The organism is Novacetimonas hansenii JCM 7643 (assembly GCF_000964405.1).
Lineage (GTDB): Bacteria > Pseudomonadota > Alphaproteobacteria > Acetobacterales > Acetobacteraceae > Novacetimonas > Novacetimonas hansenii.
This window is the reverse complement of sequence record NZ_BANE01000055.1, coordinates 1-26,489: the sequence shown is the minus strand read 5'-3', so window position 1 is coordinate 26,489 and position 26,489 is coordinate 1. Positions and strand designations below refer to the sequence as shown.

The following is a 26,489-nucleotide window of genomic DNA, read 5'->3' as shown; positions in this document are numbered from 1 at the left end:
AAGGTCCTTATATGCTCGAAGGATCAACACGGCTGCCGGACGTGGCGCCATGGGTGACATAATCCAGCATCGCGCGTGCGATCTCGCGCTCCCCCATGATGACCAGACTGGCGCCATATTCCAAAAGATAGTTCGCAGCACTGTCAAAGTGCGCACGTGCAACGATATCGATTTCGGGGTTGAGGCCACGCGCCTGCTGGATGATCTCCCCCGCCTCGAACGCATCGGGAATGGCCACGATCAGGATACGGGCACGATCCAGCCCCACAAGCGGCAACAGCCCGGGGTCCGCCGCATTGCCCAGCATCACGTCGATCCCCCGCCCACGTAATGCCTTTACCTGCGTGTCCGCTTCCTCCACCACCAGCAACGGGACATCATGCGCACGCAGCCCTTCCGCAACAAGGGCACCGACCCGGCCACCCCCGATCAGGATGGCATGCCCCCGTAATCCTGCAACAGGGCTTTCACGTTCCGCGCCATCGGTGCGCAGGCGCGCCCGTCGGTCCAGCAGGTCGTTCATCCGGTTGATGACCGCAACAAGGACAGGGTTAAGCAGTATGGATACGATGGACGCACCAAGCACAAGGTCGCGCGCACGTTCGGCAAGCACCCCCGATTGCACCCCAAGGGCGGCAAGGATGAAAGAGAACTCTCCGATCTGTGCAAGTCCTGCACCGACCGACAGGGCTGTCCGCCATGGCTGGCGCAGGATACGCAGGATCACAACCGTCAGGGATGGCGTTGCCACCATGATGACCGCCAACGTACCCAGCAAGGGCAGGGGATGGCGAAACAGGATGACGGGATTGAACAGCATTCCCACCGAAATGAAGAACAGCACGGCAAAGGCATCGCGCAACGGCAGGGTTTCCGCCCCCGCATGCTGCGACAGTGGCGACTCACTCAACACCATGCCTGCAACGAACGCCCCCAGAGCAAAGGAAACGCCAAAGATTTCCGTCGCCGTCAGGGCAACACCCAGTGCAATTGCCAGCACGCACAGGCGAAACAGTTCCCGTGAACCGGTATGCGCGACATAATGCAGCATTGTCGGGATCAGCCGTCGCCCGACCACCAGAATCAGGGCAATAAAAGCCACGACCTTGCCAATCGTCAGCCCGACCGCGATGACCAGTTGCCACGGACCGACCATGGCTGCATGCGGATCATGTTTCAGCAACGGCGCCATAACCGGCAAAAGCACCAGAACCATCACCGTCAGCAGGTCCTGGATCACCAGCCAGCCGATGGCGATATGCCCACGTTGCGTGTCCATCAGGCGATGTTCCTGCAACGTCCGCAGCAGCACGACCGTACTGGCGATGGCAAGGGTCATGCCGAAAACCACGCCACTTCCCCATGACCAGCCCAGCAGTCGTGCCAGAAACATGCCACATATTGTGGACATGACGACCTGCAACACGGCGCCAGGAACTGCGATGGCCCTGACGGAGACAAGGTCATTGACGGAAAAATGCAGCCCCACACCAAACATCAGCAGGATAACGCCAATTTCCGCCAATTGGGGCACAAGATCCTGATCCGCCACAAAACCAGGGGTGAACGGGCCAATGGCGATACCCGCCAGCAGATAACCGACAAGCACGGAACATCTGAGCCTGTTTGCGATCGTGCCGAGTACGAAGGCAAGACTGAGACCAATGACAAGGATCGTGACAAGGGGGCTTCCATGCGGCATGGCCTGCTGATCCCGTACAGCCGATGATATGACAAACAGTGTTTACGGTGGCGGGGCACCGCGTGCTTCAGGCAGGCCCATCCAGCCCGGATGACGTCGCTCGATCCATGCAAGGAGGCGCGCCATGACCCGACGTAGAAACGGAATATCCTCTGCCAGCAGGACAAGCCCAAGCGGCGTCATCCACAGACCAAAAACAGGCAATACCGCCAGAAACCCTGCCGGAACCAGCACGATACCAACCGGCACCCGCACCCACCGCGCGGACGGACGGCGCAACCTGTGTATCAGGCCCTGTATCCGCGCAGGAAGCCTGCGGACAAGCAACGCCATGCGACGTTCATAATCACGGGAAGAAAAGCCCGCAGGATGGTCTTGATCGGGCGCAGACTGGTCCATATGCTCGTTTTTCAGATATTCCACTCCCCCCTTTATTGCGGCAGGGCGCGTGCCATTTCCAGATGGGATTTCAGGATTGGCAATGTTTTTACAGCCCAGCTTTTCAGTTTCATGTTATCCCCACTATCTGCATAACGCTGGAAAAAGGAAATCGCACTTTCATGTGCGCTGATCTGATCAGAGCGATAGCGTCCCACGAAATTATTACCGTGCAGTTTCCTGAGCCTGTCGAGCATCTCCTGATGCGAACTGTCGAGTGCAGTGGGAAGGTCAATCTGCAGATCGCCATTTTGCACCATTTCCTGCAATTGTCCCGATGTTGCCTGATGATCGGTGATCATACGCGATGCAAAGCCCTGCAACGACGCCGTATGCTCCTCCTGCGCAAGCTGGCTGGACTGGATTTCGAACTGGTCACTGATGGCCGCTTCCCTGAGAAAATCCGCAGTTGCGGGCGCCACGCCAAACACGGAATTCAGTCCCGTCTTTTCCGTCAATGACTGCGCCACGGCAGAAGACGAACATAATAATACAGCGAGAAGGAAGCAGACTTTTTTCATGGCACGATGCTCCTGTCATGCATGTAAAAAGTCTTTTTCGTGATAAAAGTTTTTATGCTTCTTCATATATCATGAATTTTACATTCGCCTTGCACGGGAATCCGCATGGAAATACCGCCTTTTGCTTTTGGCAAAAGGCGGTTGCGGGACCTGTCGTCCCGTATCATCCGGCGGTTTTCCAACCCACCTGGCTGTTTTATCCCACAAGTCCGGGTTTGAGGTACCTGCGTCGTGTCAACCAGTAGCCAGCCTTCATGCAGGGCGATTCCACCAGCCAGAAGCAGACCATTGCAACCACACAGCAGGTCGGCAGTGCAAGCATTCCCCATTCCCACAGGGACATATGATGCAGCAAGGTATAAGCCATGACCAGCAAGACCACCATATGGCTGAGATACAGGCTGTATGAAATATGACCCAGGCCCTGCATATGTGATTTCTGAAGATAAAGAGAGATTTTTTCATTATGCAGTGCGATGCAGATTACAGCGCATGATCCAACGATCGTACAGACGATCCATATAAGGTTTTTCATGATCCCGACGGCATTTTCCGGCCCGATGGTGGGCGTCCCCAGCAACAGGACCGCCAGTGGCAGGGCAATATTGCGAATAACTGGCCATGTGGAACCATAAAACCCCCGTATCTGCTCCCTGAACTGATAAAAAAGAATGCCCACCACGAAAAGTGGCAGGTATTCGAATGTAAACAAAATGCTGTGCATGAAAGTGGTAGGCGGGTTTTCCCCCAGGCGGTTCAGGAAAATGTTAGAGAAAAAATATGCAGCCACAACACCGGTCAGTGTCTCACTCCTGTATTTTTCCATAAGGATAAACAGGATTGGAAATATCAGGGATACCCGCATTTCGATAATAAGGGACCAGATCGGGCTATCGAGGCTGACCAACGGCACCGTGCCGATCATCATGAGATGGCCCATGATCACCTGTTCTGTGGGATAAACAGACCATGGCTCGTTTGCAAACCACTGGCTAACCCCATGCAGTGGCGCCGTTTTGACAAGAGGCAGGAGAGAGGCGCTGAAAAGGATGACGACGACAAAAGGCAGGTAGATCCGAAATATCCGCCTTATGACAAAACGCCCATAGGACGCCATTCTCTGTCGTGCCACAGACAGGGACAGCACATATCCACTCAGTACAAAAAACAGCCCCACAGCACCTGATCCTGATACCAGAAGGCGCAGGGGGGTGAAATGGAAAAGGATTTCGGGGGTAATGGATATCCCCGCCATATGCGTAATATACGCATGTGATTTCCATTCATCTGGAATAATCAACCAGAAATGGAAAAACATGACAATCAGCGCGGCAATGCCACGCACGGCATCAAGTTCTGTTTCGCGACGCACGACTGCCCCCCATCAATGTCGGGTTGAACCAAAACGGTCCTGATCTTGTCGAGAGATGCGCCACAAGCCGCCCCGCATCCATCAGGAAACAGGTGTCATGTGGACGTTACCGGAAGATATTTTGACATAAATCCAATCTGGCGCGCCGGCATTGGGGCGTCTGCCATAAAATTAACATAATTTGAACGTCGGCTGAAATCCAGCTTATTTCAGGACCGGACAGGAACCGGCCCGAACACTTTTATTTTTGAAGAAAATAAATACAGGACGGAAACTTTGCTGTATCTGGATTTTTGTTCTGATATCAAATCATTTTAATGCGTATTATCAATATCTTCCGGGTCTTACCTTACGAAAAACCGTCCTGCGCCTGAACAAGGCATTCAACAGGAATGCCCTCTTGCAGGAATGACAGTGAAAGACGCGCATCCTGCGGATATGTCCTGTTTTCATGCAGAATACTGCACCATTCCCCATTCCCGGAGACAGGGAGAGAAAGATAGGTCTGTCCCAGCGTCGGGGCATCAAGGCTCAGGTCGTGCGGGGAGGGGACAAGCCCCCAGACGCAACGCACCACAACCACAAGCAGCACATTTCCTCCCTCGCGGCGCAGGAATGCGATGACATGCTGTTCAGCAGGCCCTGACACCTTCACCGGTTCATAAGTGCCTTTCGAAAACATAAGGGGATATCGTGCACGAAACGCCAGCAAACGCTGTATCAGATGCATCTTCACCCCTCCCGTCCGCCATTGCGCGGCCTGCCTGCGCAGGGACGTATCATGCTGCATCAGCGTTTGGCGCAATGTGAAGTCCACAGGCCGCCGATTGTCGGGATCTACCAGTGAAAAATCCCATAACTCCGTTCCCTGATACAGGTCCGGCACACCGGGCAGCGTCAGGCGCAGCATGACCTGTGTTATGGAATTCACCGCTGCGGCTGGCGCAATGCGCGCCACGATTGCATCCATCTCTGCGATGAATGCACCAGAAACATGCGGGTCAAGCAGCCGTCCCACGAATTCCCGACAGCCCCTTTCATATTCTGCATCAGGATCGATCCAGTTGGTATGACGCTTTGCTTCACGCAATGCCTTGATTTGCCATGCGACGATACGGTCGTGAAACACCTGCCGCGCTTCTGCATCCGGCCATGGCTCCAGTGGCCAGGCGCCGAGCATCGACTGATACAGGATCATTTCATCCGCACGGTCGGGTATCATGCGCCGCTGACGCAGATGCGCATTACCGATGATCCAGCGATTGACCAGATCACGCCAGTGCGGTGCAACCTCGCTCAGGACTGCAAGACGCATGCGTGCATCCTCACCGCGTTTATGGTCGTGCGTCGCAGTGGCCAGCAAGGTGGCGGGATATGCCTTGTACCGATGCAGGTTATCCTTATGAAACTGCGCGCAGGACAGGGAAATGCGCCCAGGATCGGACCCGACCTCGTTACGCGACAGCAGACGTCCATATCGGTAGAAGGACGTGTCTTCCACGGCCTTTGCAGCAAGAGGCGCCGTCAGGTGTTCAAACTGCTGCTGCGCCACGCGAATGGAACCATCGCGTAGGCCTGCCTGACCCAGCGTGTCGACAATCCAATCGAGCATTTCATGACATGAAGGCAACAGGTGCCTGCGCGCCTCACGCGCTGCGCCCCTCAGGACGATATGGTCGGCCTGATGCCCACCAGACCCATCATCGGAAAAATACGTGCGATAGGAATGAAATTCCACCAGCAAGGCCTGAAGGACCATTCCAATCCGGCCCATACTGTAATCACGGGTATCGATATTGCATTGCGCAATGTGGCCTAGGTGCGTCCGCAGACGTGACAGCTCAGCGGCAAACACGTCATTAAGCACCTGAACACGCGCGTTTCGTTGCGTGGTGGCGAATGTCGGGTCTTCAATGGCATGGTCACGCCACAATCCGTCAAGGGGCGCGGTTCCTGCGGGATCATGCAGCACGGCGGACACCTGATCCATGAAATCATATCCGGTCGTTCCATCCACCTGCCACGATGCGGGCAGGTGTTCACGGTCATGAAGGATCTTCTCCACATGAATGGAAAGAGATTGCGGCGCCATGGCAGGCCGCAGGTGTTGCACGGCCATCAGCCGCTGCCGAAGGCGCCGGCAATAGGATCGGGGCTGCGTCAGGCCATCCACATGGTCCACCCGCACCCCATCAATCAGGCCGTCCGCATACAGGGCGACGATATGGCCATGCACGGCATCGAACACATCATCATGTTCGACAGACAACGCAGCGAGTCCGGTAATATCAAAAAATCGCCGCCAGTTGATAAGGTCAGGCGTCGTACGCCACCAAGCAAGCCGGTATGCCTGCCGCACCAGCAGGTCATGCAGGCCCGATCGCCCGCAGGCTGTACCCGTATCATGCTGTTCCATAACCCGCGCGATCGCGGCCCGCCCATCCGGTGTCTTTCCCCATTGTGCCAGTCGGGACAGCGCAGGGGCATCCGTCATGCACGCCCCACGCAGGGGCGCCCCACGCAGGGGCGCCAGTTCCCGAAGGGCATCGCACAACGCATGCGGGGCGCCCGCACTGTCCAGCAGGGCAGCATAATGGCGCGGACAGACAGGAAAACGATGGTCATGATGATGGATGAAAAACATCCCCGTTTCCGCCTCATACACAAGGCGCAGCACGCCATCACGCAGCGCCGTGCCATAAGGACGGTCCAGAAAGGGGGCGAGGATACGCCCATGCAGCCATGGGGCGAAGGCGTCCCAGTCCACGTCGAAATAATGCGCGTACTGACTGGGCCGGCCCCATGCCAGCAAATCTTCCCACCATCGGTTGCCTGTACCGCCAACCGCCATGTGATTAGGCACGATATCGACAATCAGCCCCATCGCATATTCACGCAGGCGCATAACAAGGCGGCACAGCGCATCACGCCCCCCCAATTCGGGATTTACCCGACCGTAATCAAGTGTGTCATACCCATGGGATGATCCTGGTCGCGCCATGAGGATGGGCGAGGCATAGACATGGCTGATCCCCAGCCTTGAAAAATAGGGAACCTGTGCTGCTGCATCATCGAGTGTAAATCCCGCATGCAACTGCACCCTGACGGTTGCGCGCAGTTCGTTCATATGACATCGCGTCCCTTGCGCAACAGGGCCAGCCGGTGGGAAACGTCCGGACGTGACAGAAGAGGATGTGTGGAAGGGGGATACCGGCGGCGCCAGTTGGGGTGGCCATCGACCGTGCCGGGCAGGTTGGGCTGCTCCACCAGGCCCAACGCATCCTCCAGCGGCAGGATCGCCAGTTCCGCTGCCGATGTCCCGATAAAATGAGCGGCTGCATCCACCACCAGCGATGCCCCTTCAGGCGTCACGGGTGGTAACGGGAAATGTCCCATCCCCCGTGCCGCGATCAGGGCGGACCACAGGGCCTTTCGGTCCGTCTGGCGCTGTGTCCGTATCGTGGTACGTTGACGCTGGCGTGGAGCGGCCTGCTGCAGGCGCTCACGCCAGTCAAGGTCGGTTCCCAGCCACCACCCAGCCACAGTGGGCAGGTCATGGGTGGAGGTCATGGCAACTGAACCCGCCGTCCATTCACATGGGGGAATGAATGCGCCATCCACATCGCGCTGGAACCACAACACGCTCATCCCCATGAGGGCATGCCGCCGCGCGTCACGGCGAAAGGAAGGGGCGACCGTGCCGAGGTCCTCGCCCACCACCACGGCATCATGCCGCATGGATTCCAGCGCGATCAGGCGCATAAGATCCCCCCCCGGAAAGGCGAGATAGGCCCCGTCCATCGGGCTTCCTCCTTCGGGAATGATCCACAGCCGCTGCAAGCCCATGACATGGTCGATCCGCAGCCCCCCGCCATGGGAAAATCCCGCACGCAATGTCTGGATAAACGCATCATAACCATGATGCCGCAGGCCTATGGGTGAAAAGCTGGTCAGGCCCCAGTTCTGCCCGGAGGGGCTGAGCATATCGGGGGGGGCACCGATCGACAGGCCCGTCAGGAACTGCTCATGCTGCGCCCAGCACTGGCTGCCACCCGGATCGACGCCGACGGCCATGTCCATGATGAGGCCGATCTTCATACCTGCGCCACGCGCACCTTCGCACGCGCGGCGCAGGCTGGTGGCCGCCATCCACTGTAAAAATCCATGGAATGCTACATCCGCGGCATGAAGCCGTGCGAAGTTACGTACCTCTTCGCTGTCGGGACAACGCAGGGCGGGTGGCCACATGCGCCAGTTGCCCCCATGCGGCCCCTTGCGGGTTTCCTGCGCATGTAATGCTTCGAATATGGCATGGTGTCGCAGGGTCTCTCCCCCTGCTGTTATAAATTCGGTCATGGCGGCAGGGGGGGCCGGTGCAATCATACGATCATACAGCCAACGGAACAGGCGAAGCCGGGCCTGTGCTGCCAGTGGCCAGTCAATCAGTACCGCGTCCTGCAGATGCGACAGCTGATCGACCGTATCCTTTTGCGCATGCATTGCCATGGTGATGTCATGGGCACAAAAGATACATTGCGGGTCCGCCAGAAGGACATTAAGGAACAGGCGGCTGGAGGGGGAATAGGGGCTGTATTGTCCCGATGTGGCGGCAAACATCGCATGGACCGGACTTAGCGCCAGTGCATCCGCCCCCTGTGCCGCCGCCTGCTGTGCAAGTGATTCCACCGCGCCGAAATTACCAATCCCACCGTCACGCGGCATACGCAGGCCATAGATCTGCGCCGCCACCCCCCACAGGCGCGGATCGGGGCGTCCCGCCCGCATCGCCACACTGCAACAGCGCGCGGGCGCCACGGCCAGTGTCGTCATGGCATCACGCAGATACAGCCGATGGTAGCCGGGCAATGTCACGGCAGGCAATGTGCAGCTCTTTTCATCACGCGGATGGAGAAAACCTTCGACACTGCCACCATTTTCCAGCTCCAGCCGGAAGCTGCCCGTGCCACGGAGCACCCCCAGGGGCAAGGGGGTGGGACGATCGACCTCCGTTACCACCAGGGACGGAAGAAGCGGGGCGTCACACAGGGCGGCTTCCTCCTTTTGCAGGACACGCAGGAGGTGACGCAGGCTGTCATCACCCACGTGATGCATCCGCCCCGACGCATCACGCCAACGACGGCTCAGCCCAAGGGCACGGGCACGCCCGCAGAGCGTACGCTCATCCATGGCCGTCCCCCGTCATGAAGACCATGACACCATAGCCCGACAGCACCACGGGTGTGCCTTTCCCCCTATCGGGAGGGGGATGGGCATAGACCAGCCTGTCGGCGCAGGGCGGCATGTCGGCCTGCGCGTGGGGACCAAGATTGAGCATGATTGTCAGGACCGCGCCGTCGTTCATGCGCCATCGCGCAATGACCGCGGCCTGCCCGATCGCCCGGGCATCAAGCGCATGCGCATCCCGCAGGCGTGGAACGATCCACTTCGCCCGTAGTGCAAGCAGATGTGTGATCAGGTTGATCCGGTCCTGCGCGCGCGCCGATTGACGGTCGGATTTTGGCAGGCAACTGGCCTCGAACGTTGCAGGATCGTTGGGATCGGGAATGGTTTCGCGCACGGCGGGATCGGAAAAATGCGAAAATGCCGCCAGTTCCGCGCGCCGCCCGTCACGCACAATCCGGCCAAGTGCTGCGTTATGGCTGGTAAAAAACAGAAAGGGACGGGTGCTGCCCCATTCTTCCCCCATGAACAGCATCGGGATCTGTGGCGACAGAAGCAGCAGCGCATACGCTGCCAGCAGGGCACGGGGGTCTGCCAGGCGGTCCAGCCGCTCCCCAAAGGCACGATTCCCGATCTGGTCATGATTTTGCAGGAATAAAATGAAACTTGTGGCTGGCAGGTCGCCACTCGGGCTGCCTCGTGGCTGGCCAGTTACGGGTTCGACCTGTCCATGGAATACAAACCCGTCGCGCAACACCATGGCCAGTTCACATGCCGTTCCGGCCTGAAAATTCCCGTAATACCCTTCATGTTCCCCAGTCAGCAGGACATGAAGAACATTGTGGCCGTCATCATTCCACTGCGCATCAAAGCCACGCCGCAACAGATCGGCATCATTATTTCGGTTTTCGAGCATCAGATGCACCCGCCGCCCCGGCTCGACACATGCGCGCACATGCACCAGCAATTCGACAAGCCAGTCCCGTTCCGGGATCGCATCCACCGCATCCAGACGCAGCCCGTCGAAACGATATTCCATCAGCCAGTATAATGCATTATCCAAGAAATATGTCCGCACCTGCGGTATGCGAAAATCAATCGCGGCCCCCCATGCGGTATGCGATCCGGCACGGAACATCGGCGCGGCATATTGGGCAAGGTAATTCCCGTCGGGGCCAAAATGGTTATAAACAACATCCAGAAAAACCATCAGCCCGATGCGATGCGCGGTATCAACCAGCATCTTCAGGTCATCCACAGTCCCATAGGAGGACTCCGGCGCATAGGGCAATACCCCGTCATATCCCCAATTCCGGCCGCCCGGAAACTCCGACAATGGCATAAGTTCGATGGCCGTAATGCCCAGCGCCGCAATCCGTGGCAGATCATCGCACAAGGCACGAAACCCACCTGCAATACCGACATGAACTTCGTATATGACAGCCTGTTCCCAGTTGCGCCCATTCCATTGTGTACTGCGCCATTCAAAGGCGCGCGGATCGACCACCATACTGGGTCCATGCACATCGTCGGGTTGCGCCCGCGATGCGGGATCGGGCACAATCAGATCAGGACCAACACGATAACGGTACCGCGCCCCGGCCTCCACCGGGGCGATACATTCGAAATACCCCCCCGCCGCCACATGCATCGGCAGATCGGGATACCCCTCCAGCAGGAGGGAAACCTCGGTACAGGTGGGCGCCCACAGGCGGAACAGTGTCCGTGACGGGTCCAGCAACGTAGCCCCCATCGTGCAACGATAGGCATGGCGTTCGCTCATGATAGCCTCTCTTTCGCAACGCTACGCGGCGTAAAGGACATGAACTGGACCGAAGATGCCGCGACCCTGAAGGTTCGGGAAACGGCCATTCCCATGCCCGGCCCAAACGGATCGGCGCTGTCAAGCAGCAACAGCCAGTCACCTTCGGGTTCGGGCAATGTACAGATGGCTTCCTGCAACCCGGGATTGAGCACAAGGAACGTAATATCCGTCGCATCCCCCGGACAGCGACATGCGCGACGCAGGCCCAGAATACGGTCGTTGGGGTCGTTCCACTTTTCCGGTGTCATCGCCGTCCCATCAGCGGCATGCCACGAAATATCCGTGATATCGGGGGAAGGGCAGTGCCGGGCATGCCAGAACGTATCCCCCCGCACCGATGGATGCGCGCGACGCAGGGCCGTCAGCCTTGCGACATAGGCGCGCATCTCATGCCCCTGCGGATGGTCCAGAAGGGACCAGTCCAGCCAGCTTGTCGCGTTATCCTGACAATAGGCATTGTTATTACCCTGCTGCGTCTGCCCGATTTCATCACCCGCCAGCAGCATCGGCGTCCCCTGCGCCAGCAGCAGCGTCGCCAGCATGCCACGGCGCACCAGGGTACGGACATGCGTGATGGCGGGATCGGTGGTCGGCCCCTCCATCCCCCAATTCGCACTCAGGTTATCAGCATGGCCGTCTTGCCCATTTTCGCCGTTCGCCTCATTATGCCGTGCGCAATAGCTGACCTGGTCCATCAGGGTGAAACCGTCATGCGCAGTGATGAAATTGATGGAAGCGTAGGGGCGTCGGCCACGACGGTCGAACAGGTCCCCAGATCCCGACAGACGCACGGCCATGTCCCCACGTTGCAATGCATCACCGCGCCAAAAGCGCCGTGTCGTGTCGCGAAAACGGTTATTCCATTCCGAAAAACCGGGCGGGAAATTGCCAAGCTGGTACCCACCCGGCCCCGGGTCCCACGGTTCCATAATCAGCTTGAGCCGTGAAAGCACCGGGTCCTGTCGCAGGGCATCGAAAAAGCCCGCCCAGGGATCAAAGCCATAGGATTCACGCGCCAGCGTCGTACCAAGGTCAAAGCGAAACCCGTCGACATGGAACTCCGTCGCCCAGTAGCGCAGGGAATCCATGACCATCTGCAAGACGCGCGGATGCGACAGGTTCAGTGTATTCCCACATCCGGTGTCATTGATGAAATGCCGTTCATCAGAGGGAACGAGCCTATAATAAGTCGCGTTGTCCAGCCCACGCCATGACAGCGTCGGACCAAGTTCGTTTCCCTCGCAGGTATGATTGTACACCACATCAAGGATAACCTCGATCCCGGCGGCATGCAGGCGACGGATGGCGCCCCGCATTTCATGCAGCGACCCGTCGGACAGGTACGCCGCATGCGGGGCGAAAAATCCCAGCGTACTGTACCCCCAGTAATTCGTAAGACCCCGTTCCAACAGGAACCGGTCGCGCGCGAATGCCTGCACCGGCATGAGCTCAAGCGAGGTCACACCAAGTTTTGTCAGATATTCAAGGGTGCGCGGATGTGACAGGGCACGAAACGTGCCACGTTCGGCCACCGGCACGTCCTCACGCAGGATGGACATACCGCGTACATGGGCCTCCATAATGACCGCCTGTCCCCACGGCACGTCCGGCAGGTGGTCATCACCCCATGCGCAGGCCTCTCCACCCACGACACATTTGGGCATTGCCTGTCCACTATCGCGCCGATCGAACGACAGATCACCACGCGATGCGCCGATACGATATCCGAACAACGCATCCGACCACACCAACGCACCATGCAAACCACGCGCATAGGGATCAAGCAACAGCTTGTGCGGGTTGAATCGGTGTCCGCGCATCGGGTCATAAGGACCAAAGGCACGAAACCCATAGAGCAGGCCGGGGCGGGCGTCAGGCAGGTAGCCATGCCAGACTTCATCGGTGAATTCAGGCAGGCACATCCGCGCCACTTCCCTGCGTCCCACCTTATCGAAGATACACAGGTCGATACGCTGCGCATGTGCGGAAAATACGGCGAAATTAACCCCCAGCCCATCCCATGTCGCCCCCAGCGGATAGGGCCTGCCCGCATGCAGGGTGGTTGGCCAGGGCGTCGTCATGACGCCACCCGCGCCATGCAGAGATACAGCACCCCAAGCGGCGGCAGCGTCAGCACACAGGCCTCGGCATATCCATGGATTACATATGGATGGCTGTGGACGCCGCCGCCATTCCCGACACCCGATCCACCATATTCGCGTGCGTCGCTATTGAAGAGTTCATGCCAGTATCCACCATGGGGCACACCGACATGATAGTCGTGGCGCACCGATGGCGTCATGTTGCATACAATCAGAACAGGCGCGCTTTCCCCATCATCGCGTATCCATGCAAAGACATTGTTGGCCGTGTCATCGGCGATGACCCAGGCAAAGCTGGCAGGGACGCACTCTCTACGATGCAGGGCGGGACAGGCACGATAGAGGTGATTGATATCCGCCACCATCCGCTGCGTTCCCACCGCAAAAGGCAGGCAGGCCGCATCCCACGCCAGTTGCCCATCCGGGTTCCAAGGGATTTCCTGCGCGAATTCCTGTCCCATGAACACAAGCTTCCTGCCCGGCCATGCCCACAGGAAAGACAGATATATGCGCCACGCCGCATGCCGGCGCCACGCATCCCCCGGCAACTGCGAAAACAGCGAAGGCACATCCCCCGCATTACCCGCATCTGCAGAACACAGGATGTATTTCCCGGAAAACGCCTGCGCCGACGCCGCAATGATGTCCAAATGCCGCGCCCCCCGCCACAGCGCTTCCTGCGCCAGATAGGCACCCACCCTGCATGGGACGGCAGTGCACGATTGCAGCGAAAAACCCCATCCACCACGTGACACCGGCACCGTGGCATCAGGACCTGTCGACCCGCCGGATGCAATGACCAGCGCACCGGGCACCCGCTGCGCAATGACTTCGTTCAGTTCACGCAGGAAACTGATGATTTCGTCATGACGTTCCCCCGCACAGCCACGCATATCCACGCGCAGACCATCGACATGACAATGTTCCAGCCACATCAGGGCGCTTGAAATCAGGAAACCGCGCACCTCCGCACGATGAAGGTTGTAAAACAGGGGAGGGCCCTCCAGCACGGACCGCTCATGCGGGTGGGAATGCGGATGTTCATACAGCGCCATGCCATCAAAACAGGCAATGCCGTGCAGGTCCGGCGGCAACCGGTCGGGTATCCAGTCCATGATCACACCAAGCCCCGCACGATGACAGGCATCGACAAGCCGGCAGAACCCCTCTGGCGGGCCATGCCGGGCCGAAGGGCGGAACAGGCCAAGCGGCGCGCATTCCCACACCCCACCTGAAAGCAGTTCCATGACCGGCAGGAAACCGACATGCGTAAACCCGGCCGCCTGGACATAGGGGACAAGTTCGGATGCAAGTGCATCCCACGACATGGTCAGCGCCGGGTCCCCCTTTGGCCGACGCCATGACGCGGCATGCACTTCGTATATCGTTATTGGGGCATCATCGGCCTGCAGGCGTGCGCGGTCGCACATCCATGTCGCATCCGTCCAGATGGGAGGGGCTGACGATGCAATGACCGATGCGGTCGCAGGCGGTATTTCCGCATCCCGTGCAAACGGGTCTGCCTTATGCGGGACAATCCGCCCCTCCTGGTCAAGGATTTCGTATTTATAACGTTCACCGGCCCCGATACCGGGGATGAAAATTTCCCATATCCCCGCCTCATGACGCAGCCGCATCGGGTGGCGTCCGCCGTCCCATATATTGAAATCCCCAATGACCGAAACACGCCGCGCATGGGGGGCCCATACCGCAAAACGCACACCGGCCACCGTATCGACCTGAAGGGGATGCGCCCCCATGATCCGTTCCAACCCGGCGGCATGGCCATTGCGGAACAGTTCAAGTTCGCGTTCATTAAGCAGCGGAGGAAAAGAATAGGGATCCTCCGTTTCCTCCACCCCATCGGCCCATGTGATCTTAAGGCGATAGGAAATACCGGCGGGGATGTGCCCGATATACAGGCCCGTATCCCCAATCCGGCGCATCGCACGTTCGCCCCATCCCCCCTGCGGACGACCAATCAGCAGGCGTACACGTCGTGCATCGCGGCAAAAGACACGCACGATATCAACGCCACCGGCATTATGGCGGCCCAGGATGGAAAATGGGGCCCCGCATGTACCCTCCAGCAGCGCGTCCGTTCCATCCGGCAGGGCATAAAGGATCTTGTCATCTAATCTGGGCATTGCTCGACCATCCCCGCATGTCCCAAACCCCGCTGCGTGCTCCACCCGGTCTGTCGCATCCATTATTGCCCGGAACGCGGCAGGGGGGCACGCAGGCGGGGCTGGCGCGCAATCCTGCGCCGGGCGGCGGCCACGTGATCCATGTGATGAAGAGGGACCACATTCCCCCCGATGTCCCCCTTCAAGCGGGCACGGGCGACGACCGTGCGAAAAAGATCTGCATATTGCGCGGCCTTTTGTGTCCATGACACGTCATAGGCCACGGCATTACGCTGCAATGCGGACCAGGCCTGCCTGTCACGGAAGGTCACATGCGCGCGCCGGACAGCACCAAGCAGCGTTCCTGCGTCCACTGGTGAAAACAGGAACCCTGTCGCAGCATTCCCCGCGATGGCCGCCGCGTTGGCATCGACAATGGTATCCGCAAGCCCCCCCACACGCGCAGCAATCGGCACGCCGCCGTAATGGCATGCACTCATCTGCGTCAGGCCACACGGTTCGAAGCGTGAAGGCATGAGTAATGCATCCACCGACGCAGGCATCCGATGGCCGAGCGCCTCGCTATACCCGATATGACAGGCAAAACGACGCGGAAACCGGCGTTGCAGCATGGAAAGTTCACGCTGGATCGATAGGTTGCCGCTTCCCACCACCACGAGCTGGATATTATCACGAAAGATATCCGCCACCACATCAGGCAGCAGATCGACACCTTTTTGCATCGTCAGGCGACTGACACTCCCCAACAGGAATGCATCCGGGTCCTGTGGCAGGCCGAATTCCGCCTGAAATGCGCGCTTGTTCGCTTCCCGCCCTGCAATATCGCGCAGGCGATAGGGGAAATGCACATCAGGATCATGTTCAGGATTCCAGATATCGGTATCAATCCCGTTCAGTATGCCCGTCAGGGTCTGCGTCCGCGCCCGCAGCAGACCGTCCAACCCCATCCCGCCTTCTGGCGTCTGGATTTCGCGTGCATAGGTGGGGGAGACGGTCGTAATCCAGTCGGCAAAGTAAATCCCGGCCTTCAGGAACCCGACCTGCCCATAATACTCCACCCCCTCCATCCGCAGCGCATCCGCAGGCAGGCCCAGCCGCATGAGGGTGGAAGCAGGAAAGCATCCCTGGAACGACAGGTTATGAATCGTCTGCACGACAGGCGGTGCCGCGTGCTGGTCATAATGCAGATAGGCCGCCGTCAATCCCGCCTGCCAATCATGGGCCTGCACCAGATCGGGGCGATACCCCTCCACCATTCCCTGTGCGATATACGCAGCCGCGCGCGACAGCGCGGCAAAACGGATGTCATTGTCAGGCCAGTCATTTCCGTCGGGGCCAACATATGGATCCCCCCCACGATCATACAAGGCAGGGATATCGAGTATGAAAATATCATTCCCATACAGGCTATTTTCCAATATCTCAGCCCTATGCCCCAACAGGTCCGCAAACCGTGCGACGCAACGCGCATGTTCCCGCCCCGCGAGTACTGCACGATATCCCGGCAGCAACGTGCGCGTACGGATGCCATGCCCCGATAAGGCGCGGGGAAGGGTGCCGACTATATCGCCCAGCCCTCCTGTCTTCACAAAAGGAAACATTTCCGATGCAACCGAGAGCAGTTCCACTGGGCTGGCAGGATGCAGATTGGCAAGACTCATCCGCTGGATGTCCCCATTTGAAAAAACCATGGAATAGTCTGTTTTTGTGCAACGCAGCCTGGGCATAACAGTGCGACAATCACGGTTAAGTGATATCCAGCCCGAGAACGGCAAAAATAATACCGAGCCTGTAAGTTACTTCATCGACTCACGGTATTAATAATATGAAATAATATGCCAATGAAATATTTCAAAACATCCATCCGCAAGCATATTGAAATGCCATAATCTTCGATGGATTTAACAAAAACAATTACAAATAAACATTTTTTTTGAAATGTAATGTCCGATAAATTTATCAAATGATTATTCCAGACTGTTTTTTCCTACCATCAGGCACAACGTAATCCACACCATGCCCATGAGCCGGAACAGCACGACCCGGACAGCGTGGCGTGACATGTCAACATCCAATAGGCCGTCGGTGCCGGATGATCTGCGTCAATTACTGCCACGCATGAATAACGTATGAGAAAGATGCCTGAAGACCTTTATGGAAATGTGGATGTGAACATGCATATTTAAGCTAAACCGCCTGTCTGTGTGCCAATCGTTGCAAAACAGACACAGCGTTGCATTTCGACATCGCTTTTTTACATAATAATTCCCACATCCTGCGCAGCCCGCCGTAATCGCACGAAAAAACCGGATCATCGCCATTTCCCGTCTCGACGGGGGGACATTTCATCCTTTACAGATTGTTCCTGAATCAAAGAGATGTTCCCGTGATTGTCCCAGCGGGTGCCCCTGATATCCCCCAAATCCTTTCACGGAGCCACCAATGTCCAATCAGATCAGTCCCCTGGCAGGAAAGCCCGCCCCGGATTCCATCCTGGTCAACATTCCCCGCCTGATGACCGCCTACTTCGCAGGCAAGCCAGACCCGAAAATTCCGACACAGCGGGTGTCCTTTGGCACATCAGGACACCGGGGCTCCTCCCTCAGCAACAGTTTCAACGAACATCACATCCTGGCCATCAGCCAGGCGATCTGCCTGTACCGGGCGCAGGCGGGGATCACCGGGCCGCTGTTCATTGGCATTGACACACATGCCCTGTCCGAAGCGGCACTGGCCAGCGCGTTGGAGGTTTTCGCCGCCAACAAGGTGGAGGTGATGATTGACCAGGACGGCGGCTATACCCCCACGCCGGTCATTTCCCACGCCATCCTGACCTATAACCATGGCCGCAAATCGGGACTGGCGGATGGTGTCGTCATTACGCCCTCCCACAATCCCCCCGAAGATGGAGGGTTCAAATACAACCCCCCCAATGGTGGCCCTGCGGATACCGACGTCACGACATGGATACAGGACAAGGCCAACGCCTTCCTTGAAACGAAGATGGAAGGCGTACACCGGATTGCATATGCGCAGGCACTAAAGTCCCCACACGTCCATAAATACGATTATATCACGCCATATGTGGCGGACCTTGAAAACGTCGTTGACATGGCCGCGATCCGGGACGCGGGCGTGAAGATCGGCATCGACCCGCTGGGTGGCGCGGCGGTTCATTACTGGAAACCGATCATCGAACGGTATGGCATCAATGCAACGATCGTCAGCGAACAGGTCGATCCGACCTTCAGCTTCATGACGGCGGACTGGGATGGCAAGATCCGCATGGATTGCTCATCCCCCTACGCGATGGCGCGCCTGATCGACCTGCGTGATAAATTCGATGTTGCCTTCGCCAACGATACCGATGCCGACCGCCACGGGATTGTCACCCGTACAGCCGGGTTGATGAATCCCAATCACTATCTTTCCGCCGCCATTGCCTACCTGTTCGAACACCGTGCGGGATGGAGCAGGGACGCTGGCGTTGGCATCACCTTGGTCAGCAGCGCGATGATCGAACGTGTCGCCGGCATGCTGGGACGTAAGTTCGTGGAAATGCCCGTCGGGTTCAAATGGTTCGTTGATGGGCTGAATACCGGATCTCTGGGCTTTTGTGGGGAGGAAAGTGCTGGCGCATCATTCCTGCGCACGGATGCGGGCGCATGGTCAACGGACAAGGACGGCATCATCCTGGGCCTGCTGGCGGCGGAAATCACGGCCAAGACCAAGCTGGACCCCAGCCAGATCTATACGCAGTTGACTGAAAAGCTGGGCACGCCTTTCTACGCCCGTATTGATGTGGCGGCTGATCCCGAACAAAAGGCACTGCTCAAGAAGGTGACGGCCGAACAACTGGCCTATCTGACGGAACTTGGGGGACAGCCGGTCCGTGCAAAGCTGACGAAGGCGCCGGGCAACGATGTCGCGTTTGGCGGCATCAAGATCACGGCAAAGGACGGCTGGTTCGCCGTGCGCCCGTCGGGAACGGAAAATGTCTACAAGATTTATGCTGAAAGCTTCATCAGCGCGGACCATCTGCGGCAAATCCAGCAAGAAGCACAACAGGTCGTCTCGACCTTGTTCGAAAGGGCCAAGGCCTGATCCCATGGCCTGATCCCCAAGGCATGCCTCATGGCGGTCCGGGTCATCAAATGACCCGGACCCACATCACAGGGATCAAACCTTATTATGTGAAAAAGGGCTGAAGGTCTTGGCGGGCCTTCAGCCCTTCGGCTTTACGCCCTGCACACCCGCAAGAAAGATCTGCACCGCCACGCCGGTATGATGACGGATCGTTTCGCATGTTGGCGCTTGTGTCGCACACCCCAGTGCCTGCAGCAAAAAATCCCCAACGGTCATACCAAACAGCATCTTGCCCCAGAGCCGGACATTGGTGTTGGAATATCCCTGCTGCCTGCAATAAGCCTGCAACCATGCCTCAAGCGCGTTATCCTCGCCCCCGGCCTCAAGGGCTGCCATAATTTCGCGGACATACCCTGATTCGGAACTTTCTGCGATGATTGCGCGGATAAGGGAGATGCGGTCAGGGCGCAGGATCGTACACGCCAGATCGATCAGAAGGGTGGAAAGTTCCTCTTCCGCTGTCATGGCATCCGGTGCGACCTGCGGCTTTACATCAAACAGGCGCTCCCTGATCAGGATCTGAAACAGCTCCAGCTTGGACGGAAACATCTTGTACAGGGTCCGCTTGGACATGCCTGAACATTCAGCAACCTTGTCCATAGACGCGCCGTGATAGCCATGCTTTTGCAGAACCTTGCACGCGGCCTCCAGGATACGCTCCCGCCGCACGCATTCCTCCATCTCTGGCGGGCGTCCGCAGCGGGGCTTTTCCTCCATAAAGGCCTGGCTCGCCTCATTCAATTTATGGCTGTTGCTGTTTTCCATCACCTCGCCCAGTTACGTGCGCCACATCATCATGACGGCTTGACCGCCCTATGGAGACGATATAGTTTTCGTTTATCAGAAAACCAAGTGGTTTCTTTACCCCATCTCCGCCGAGCACGTCATGCATGTTACGTCTTGAGACAGAATTTTCAGGATGCTGCGGGAGACAGACTGTAAAGGCAAGGTCAAGATTGTGAAAAGCCAGCATTATTTTCAGGCCCTCGCCCCTGTTGCTGTCCTGCTTGTTCTGGCGGGCTGCAATCGCAAGGCGGCCGCCCCTGCGATACAGCCACAGCAGGTCAGCGTGGTGACGCTCAGGGCGCAGCCTGTTGAAATCCATACCAGCCTGCCAGGACGCACGGAAGCCTTTGAAATCGCGCAGGTCCGCCCGCAGGTCAGCGGTGTGATCGAACAACGCCTGTTTGTCGAAGGCAGCGATGTCAAGGCCGGGCAGCAACTTTACCAGATCTATGCCGCACCGTATCAGGCCGCCTATGATTCGGCACGGGGGCAGCTTATCCGCGCACAGGCAGCCGAACTGACGGCCCATGCGAAACTGACCCGCTATGGTCCGCTCTTGCGCGCCCATGCCGTCAGCCAGCAGGATTATGACGATGCCCTTGCCGCAGACAAGGAAGCGCAGGGAGAAATCCTGACCGCGCAGGGGCAGGTGGAACGCGCCGCGGTGGACCTTGGCTATACCAAGATGAATGCCCCCATCAGCGGGCGGATCGGTCGGTCCATCCTGACGGTTGGCGCGCTGGCCATCGCGAACCAGAGCAATAACGTCGCGATCGTAACGCGGCTTGACCCGATTTATGTCGATGTCAACCTGCCGGCCACCGAACTGCTGCGTTTCCGTCGCGAACTGGCACAGGGACGCCTGCAGCGCGAAGGCGATAATGCCGCCAGCATCTCCTTGCAACTGGAGGACGGCACGCCATACGAACATGCAGGCCGGATGGAATTTTCCGAAGTCAATGTCGATGAGTCAACCGCCACCGTAGTGGTGCGCGCAATCATGCCCAACCCGGACAAGCTGCTGCTGCCGGGGATGTACGTGCATGCGCAACTGACCGAAGGAACGGACCCACAGGCCCTGCTGGTACCGCAAGAAGCCGTCAGCCGCAATTCCCATGGCGACCCGCAGGTGTGGGTCGTGGATCAGGACAACAAGGTGTCGCTACGCCAGATCCAGACATCCCAGGCAATCGGTACAAGCTGGCTGGTAACGAACGGGATCAAAAGCGGGGAGCGGGTCGTCACCGTGGGCCTGCAAAAGATCCACCCCGGTGCGACAGTAACCCCCATCGAGGCCCAGCCTGCGGGCAAGGCAGGGTAAAGTCATGTCCCTTTCACGTTTCTTCATTGATCGCCCGGTCTTTGCCTGGGTGATTGGCATCATCATCATGCTGGTGGGCGGACTGTCGATCTTTGCGCTGCCGATCGCACAATACCCCAGCATTGCCCCCCCACAGATCGCGATCAGCGTGACCTATCCCGGCGCATCCGCCGATACGGTCAACAACACCGTCGTACGCCCCATCCTGCAACAGATGTTCGGGCTCGATCACCTCGAATACATCTCGGCGCAATCCTATGCGTCGGGGCAGATGGAAATCGACCTGACCTTCGCACAGGGAACCAATCCCGATATCGCGCAGGTCCAGGTGCAGAACAAGCTGCAGCTTGCGCAGCCCAAGCTGCCGACCGAAGTCACCGCGCAGGGACTGAGCATCACCAAAGCCGTCAAGAACTTCATGATGGTGATTGCATTCATCTCCACCGACGGCAGCATGAATGGCGCGGATATCGCCGATTACGTGGCATCGAACATTTCCGATCCCCTCAGCCGTGTCACCGGCGTGGGCGACCATACGCTGTTCGGGGCGGAATATGCGATGCGCATATGGCTTGACCCGTCCAAGCTGTATAAATACGCCGTAACGGTGGGTGATGTGCAGGCCGCGATCCAGGCACAGAACATACAGGTCTCGTCCGGTGAACTCGGCGGGCTGCCTGCACGGGCAGGGACACGGCTTGACGCCACCATCATTGGTCCGACGCGCCTGACCTCGACCGAGGAGTTCAATAATATCCTTATCCGGGTCCAGCAGGATGGCTCCCAGGTGCGCATACGCGATATCGCACGTGTGGAACTCGGGCCGCAGACCTATAATACCAACTCTTTTTATAACAACATGCCTGCATCGGGCATGGCACTGAAACTGGCGCCGGGCGCCAATCAGCTCAAGACCGAAACGGCGGTACGCGAACAGATCGCGGAGCTGGAGAAATTCTTCCCCCCCGGACTGAAGACAGTTTATCCGCTTGATACGGAACCGTTCATTGTCCTGTCGATCAAGGAAGTCATCATCACGCTGATGGAGGCGATTGCCCTCGTGTTCGTGGTGATGCTGATTTTCCTGCAGAACTTCCGTGCGACGCTGATCCCGACCATTGCGGTTCCGATCGTGTTGCTGGGCACGTTTGGCATCCTTGCGGCCCTGGGCTTCTCCATCAATACCCTGACCATGCTGGCCATGGTGCTGGCGGTCGGGCTGCTGGTGGATGATGCGATTGTCGTTGTCGAAAACGTCGAACGTGTCATGACGGAAAAGAACCTGTCCCCCGTGGAGGCGGCGCGACAGTCCATGGACGAGATCTCTGGCGCGCTGGTGGGGATCGTGCTGGTGCTGACGGCTGTGTTCCTGCCGATGGCGGCCTTCAGTGGATCGACCGGCGTGATCTATCGCCAGTTTTCGATCACCATCGTCGCCGCAATGTGGCTGTCGGTGCTGGTGGCTATGGTCATTACCCCTGCATTGTGCGCAACGATGCTCAAACCCGGCACGCATGAAAAGACCAAGGGCCCGGCCGGCTGGTTCAACCGTCATTTCACACGGATGACCGCAGGATACATGAAGGGTGTGACCCGCATTATCCGGCATGCCGGCACTGGAATGCTTGCCTTTGCGCTGGTGACTGCCGGCGTGGGGTACCTGTTCATGAAGCTGCCAAGCGGCTTCCTGCCGGACGAAGATCAGGGCCTGATTTTCGGTCAGATCACGATGCCGCCTGGCACCCCGATGGAGCAGACCGCAATCATCAACCACAAGGTCGCGGACTATATCCTCAAGACCGAAGGGAAGAATGTCGAATCCGTCTATTCCATGAACGGCTTCAACTTTGCGGGGCAGGGACAGACGGCGGGGGCGTTCTTCATCCGCCTCAAGGATTGGGACGAACGTCCGTCCGCGTCCCAATCCTCTGCCGCGATCGCAATGCGCATCATGATGCATTTCTGGAGCGACCCCGTGGCCCAGATATTTGCCATCAATCCGCCTGCCGTGCTGGAACTGGGTAATGCCAGTGGCTTTGACCTGGAACTGGAGGACAGGGGACACCTTGGCCATGACAAGCTTCTGGCCGCGCGCAACATGGTGCTGGGCATGGCCAGCAAGGATCATCGCCTTGTGGCCGTGCGTCCCAACGGGATGGAAGACGCACCGCAATATCACCTTGATATTGATCGGGAAAAAGCAAACGCGCTTGGTGTGACCATCGCCGATATCAACACCACGGTCGAAGGCGCACTGGGGTCGATCTACGTAAACCAGTTCCTGCGTGATGACCGTGTCAAGCAGGTCTATATCCAGGGCGAACCCGACGCCCGCATGATTCCCGATGACCTGAACAAATGGTATATCCGCAATGCAAGCGGTTCCCTTGTGCCATTCAACTCGTTCGTATCCGGCACATGGATCATGGGGCCGCAGAAGGTCGAGGATTATAATGGCCTCAACGCCTTTGAAATCCTTGGTCAGCCCGCTGCGGGCTTCAGTTCGGGTGATTCCATCGCGGCGATCAAGGAGATCCTGGCCAAGCTTCCAACCGGGATCGGGTATGAATGGACCGGCCTGTCCTATGAACAGATTGCGTCCGGTTCCTCCACCGGGCCACTTTATGCACTGGCGGTCATCGTTATCCTGCTGTGCCTTGCCGCATTGTATGAAAGCTGGGCCATCCCCTTCGCCGTGCTGCTGGTGATCCCGCTTGGCGTATTGGGGGCGATTGTCGCAACGCTTTCACGTGGGCTTGCCAACGACGTTTATTTCCAGGTGGGGCTTCTGACCACCGTCGGGCTGGCGGTCAAGAACGCCATCCTGATCGTGGAATTCGCCAAGGCCTTTTTCGAGCAGGGCAAGACGCTTGAGGACTCTGTCATGGAAGCAGGACGCGAACGCCTGCGTCCGATCCTGATGACATCAATCGCATTTGTGGTCGGCGTCTTCCCGCTGGCGATTGCATCGGGTGCAGGATCGGCCGCACGTGTCGCCATTGGCACGGCCGTCGTAGGCGGCATGCTGACGGCGACATTACTGGCGGTCTATTTCGTGCCGCTATTCTTTGTCGTGGTCCTGCGCCTGTTCAAGGTGCGCCGCATGAATGAACGCGTGCAACCCGCCACAGCCCCAGAAATCGCGGGGAGAGAACAATAATGAAAAGGTTTTCCTTGCATGGTATAACGCTTGGTGCCGCTGCGGCGCTGCTGGCGGGCTGTACCATGATCCCCCATTATCACCGGCCCGTCGCGCCGGTTTCCCAAAACTGGCCGACCTATGGCGGTGACAGCCAGCCGATGGCGCAAAACACGCTATCGGCCAACCTTGGCTGGTCGGAATTCTTCACGGACCCACGTCTAAAGGCGCTGATTGCCATCGCCATCCGTGAAAACCGCGACCTGCGCGAAGCCGCAGCCAATATCCGCCGTGCGCAGGGACAGTTTGATATCCAGCATGCCACCCTTTTCCCCCAGATTGGCGGCAATGGCGAAGCCATGTTCCAGGCTCCATCCAGTGCTGCGGGTCTGAGCTTCGCACCAGGCCTTGATGCGCAGGCCAACCCGCCGATGTTCAAGTATTTCAACATGGGTATCGGTTTTTCATCGTATGAAATCGACCTGTTCGGACGTATCCGCAGCCTGTCGCGTGAGGCCGCGGAACATGCACTGATGCAGCGCGAAAATGCCCGCGCCATGCTGATCAGCATCATTTCGCAGGTTGCAAACGCCTATATTTCCTGGCTAGGCGATCAAGAAGCACTCAAGCTGTCGCAGGCCACGCAGGCATCACAGCAGGCGACGCTCGACATGATCCGCGCCAAGTTCGAACATGGCGAAGCCGATCAGCTTACCTTGCGCCAATCCGAAACGCAGGTGGAACAAAGTGCCGCCTTCCTTGCTGACTCCCAACGACGTGTGGCGCAGGACAAGAACCTGATTACCCTGCTGATTGGTGCACCGATCCCCGATAATCTGCCCCCGGCCAGCCCTTTTGGGCAGCAGACGATGATGCAGGACCTGCCACCGGGCCTACCGTCCGATGTGCTGGAACACCGCCCGGATATCATCTCGGCGGAACATGATCTGAAGGCTGCCAATGCCGATATCGGCGCAGCAAAGGCGGCCTTCTATCCCCGCATCACCCTGACCGCATCCGACGGAATCAGCAGCCTGCAACCGCATCGCCTGTTTACGGCAGCAGCGACAACGTGGGGGGTCTCACCACAGTTGCAGGTGCCCCTTCTGACATGGGGACAAAATAGCGGAAATCTGAAGGCATCCCGTGCGGAACGGAACGTCAAGGCGGCCGCCTATGAAAAAACGATCCAGACCGCATTCCGCGAAGTCGCGGATGCATTGGCGGGCCGTGCCGCCTATCATGATGAAGGAATACAGGTGGACAGGTTGGTCGCGTCCTCGGCTGATTCCTACCGCTTGGCCAAGATGCGTTATGACGCAGGGACAGATTCATATCTGACCTCGCTGGAATCCCAACGTTCGCTCTATCAGGCACAGCAATGGCAGATTTTCGTTCTGGTTTCTAAATACCAGAACCTGGTCACGCTGTACCGTGCACTGGGCGGGGGATGGACGGAAAAGACGGTCCAAAATACGACCATTACGGCCAAATCACAGGATAAACATGGATAAGGCCCGGGCCAACTGCATTCATAAATGCAGTTGGCCCGTTTTTAAATGGTTTGTTGAAAACTGCTTTAAAATACGGGACAGCACGACTTTCCGGAAAAATTATTCCTTATCCTTCATGCAAAACACTGGATTTTTTGAAAATTTCTCCGATCAATTCGTTTAGAGATTGTTTGAAAACCACTCATTGATAAAAAATAAGAAAATTTTTTGGGGTGCCGCCTTTTTTTCAGGGCCTGTTTGGGATTAAGTTTTCTAAAGGATCCAGATGTGTTTCAAAGATCCTATGGATCGCTTC

The 26,489-nt window shown here is 57.9% G+C and carries 15 protein-coding genes; 4 read left to right on the top strand and 11 right to left on the bottom strand.

The genetic code is table 11. From position 1 onward, the window contains the following. Positions 1-7: 7 nt before the first annotated feature. The 10 genes from ybaL to glgA form a co-directional block, all read right to left on the bottom strand. Entirely contained in the window at positions 8-1,702 is a 1,695-nt protein-coding gene (ybaL, locus tag B7G66_RS04130) for a YbaL family putative K(+) efflux transporter (RefSeq protein ID WP_003619959.1), read from the bottom strand. A 42-nt stretch (positions 1,703-1,744) separates the two neighbouring features. Beyond that, positions 1,745-2,101 carry a hypothetical protein gene (locus B7G66_RS04125; protein WP_048858861.1) on the bottom strand — a complete coding sequence of 119 codons (357 nt, stop codon included), beginning with the start codon at positions 2,099-2,101 and terminating at the stop codon, positions 1,745-1,747. A gap of 32 nt (positions 2,102-2,133) precedes the next feature. Beyond that, a complete protein-coding gene (locus B7G66_RS04120) occupies positions 2,134-2,661 on the bottom strand; it encodes a DUF4142 domain-containing protein (protein WP_003619961.1) in 528 nt (175 codons plus the stop codon). Between the two features lie 196 nt (positions 2,662-2,857). Further along, positions 2,858-4,033 carry an acyltransferase family protein gene (locus B7G66_RS04115; RefSeq protein WP_003619962.1) on the bottom strand — a complete coding sequence of 392 codons (1,176 nt, stop codon included), beginning with the start codon at positions 4,031-4,033 and terminating at the stop codon, positions 2,858-2,860. A 349-nt stretch (positions 4,034-4,382) separates the two neighbouring features. After that, entirely contained in the window at positions 4,383-7,160 is a 2,778-nt protein-coding gene (treY, locus tag B7G66_RS04110; RefSeq protein WP_003619963.1) for a malto-oligosyltrehalose synthase, read from the bottom strand. Beyond that, positions 7,157-9,220, bottom strand: a complete 2,064-nt coding sequence (malQ, locus tag B7G66_RS04105; protein ID WP_003619964.1) for a 4-alpha-glucanotransferase — start codon at positions 9,218-9,220, stop codon at positions 7,157-7,159. Before malQ ends, treY begins: the two co-directional genes overlap by 4 nt. After that, complete coding sequence (gene treZ / locus B7G66_RS04100; RefSeq protein WP_003619965.1) at positions 9,213-10,997, bottom strand: malto-oligosyltrehalose trehalohydrolase; 1,785 nt, start codon at positions 10,995-10,997, stop codon at positions 9,213-9,215. Before treZ ends, malQ begins: the two co-directional genes overlap by 8 nt. Next, positions 10,994-13,120, bottom strand: coding sequence for a glycogen debranching protein GlgX (gene glgX / locus B7G66_RS04095; protein WP_003619966.1), 2,127 nt, complete (start codon positions 13,118-13,120; stop codon positions 10,994-10,996). The genes treZ and glgX overlap by 4 nt, the downstream gene beginning before the upstream one ends. Next, entirely contained in the window at positions 13,117-15,288 is a 2,172-nt protein-coding gene (gene glgB / locus B7G66_RS04090) for a 1,4-alpha-glucan branching enzyme (protein ID WP_003619967.1), read from the bottom strand. The genes glgX and glgB overlap by 4 nt, the downstream gene beginning before the upstream one ends. A 62-nt stretch (positions 15,289-15,350) precedes the next feature. Next, complete coding sequence (gene glgA, locus B7G66_RS04085) at positions 15,351-16,949, bottom strand: glycogen synthase GlgA (RefSeq protein WP_040510790.1); 1,599 nt, start codon at positions 16,947-16,949, stop codon at positions 15,351-15,353. Positions 16,950-17,730: 781 nt separating this feature from the next. On the opposite strand from glgA, the gene pgm reads away from it, so the two are divergent. Continuing rightward, on the top strand, positions 17,731-19,392 hold the full coding sequence (gene pgm, locus B7G66_RS04080) for a phosphoglucomutase (alpha-D-glucose-1,6-bisphosphate-dependent) (protein ID WP_003619969.1): 1,662 nt from the start codon (positions 17,731-17,733) through the stop codon (positions 19,390-19,392). A gap of 120 nt (positions 19,393-19,512) precedes the next feature. On the opposite strand, the gene B7G66_RS04075 is transcribed toward pgm, so the two are convergent. Beyond that, positions 19,513-20,151, bottom strand: a complete 639-nt coding sequence (locus B7G66_RS04075) for a TetR/AcrR family transcriptional regulator (RefSeq protein ID WP_048858860.1) — start codon at positions 20,149-20,151, stop codon at positions 19,513-19,515. A 202-nt stretch (positions 20,152-20,353) separates the two neighbouring features. Between B7G66_RS04075 and B7G66_RS04070 the strand changes: the two genes are divergently transcribed. The 3 genes from B7G66_RS04070 to B7G66_RS04060 are packed head-to-tail and all read left to right on the top strand — an operon-like array spanning position 20,354 to position 26,194. After that, positions 20,354-21,541, top strand: a complete 1,188-nt coding sequence (locus B7G66_RS04070) for an efflux RND transporter periplasmic adaptor subunit (RefSeq protein ID WP_003619971.1) — start codon at positions 20,354-20,356, stop codon at positions 21,539-21,541. A 4-nt stretch (positions 21,542-21,545) separates the two neighbouring features. Then, positions 21,546-24,701: an efflux RND transporter permease subunit gene (locus B7G66_RS04065; protein ID WP_048858858.1), complete on the top strand. Its 3,156-nt coding sequence runs from the start codon at positions 21,546-21,548 to the stop codon at positions 24,699-24,701. Beyond that, the gene (locus B7G66_RS04060) at positions 24,701-26,194 is read left to right on the top strand and encodes an efflux transporter outer membrane subunit (protein WP_003619973.1); all 1,494 of its coding nucleotides are present in this window, start codon (positions 24,701-24,703) and stop codon (positions 26,192-26,194) included. The genes B7G66_RS04065 and B7G66_RS04060 overlap by 1 nt, the downstream gene beginning before the upstream one ends. The last annotated feature ends 295 nt before the right edge of the window (positions 26,195-26,489 follow it).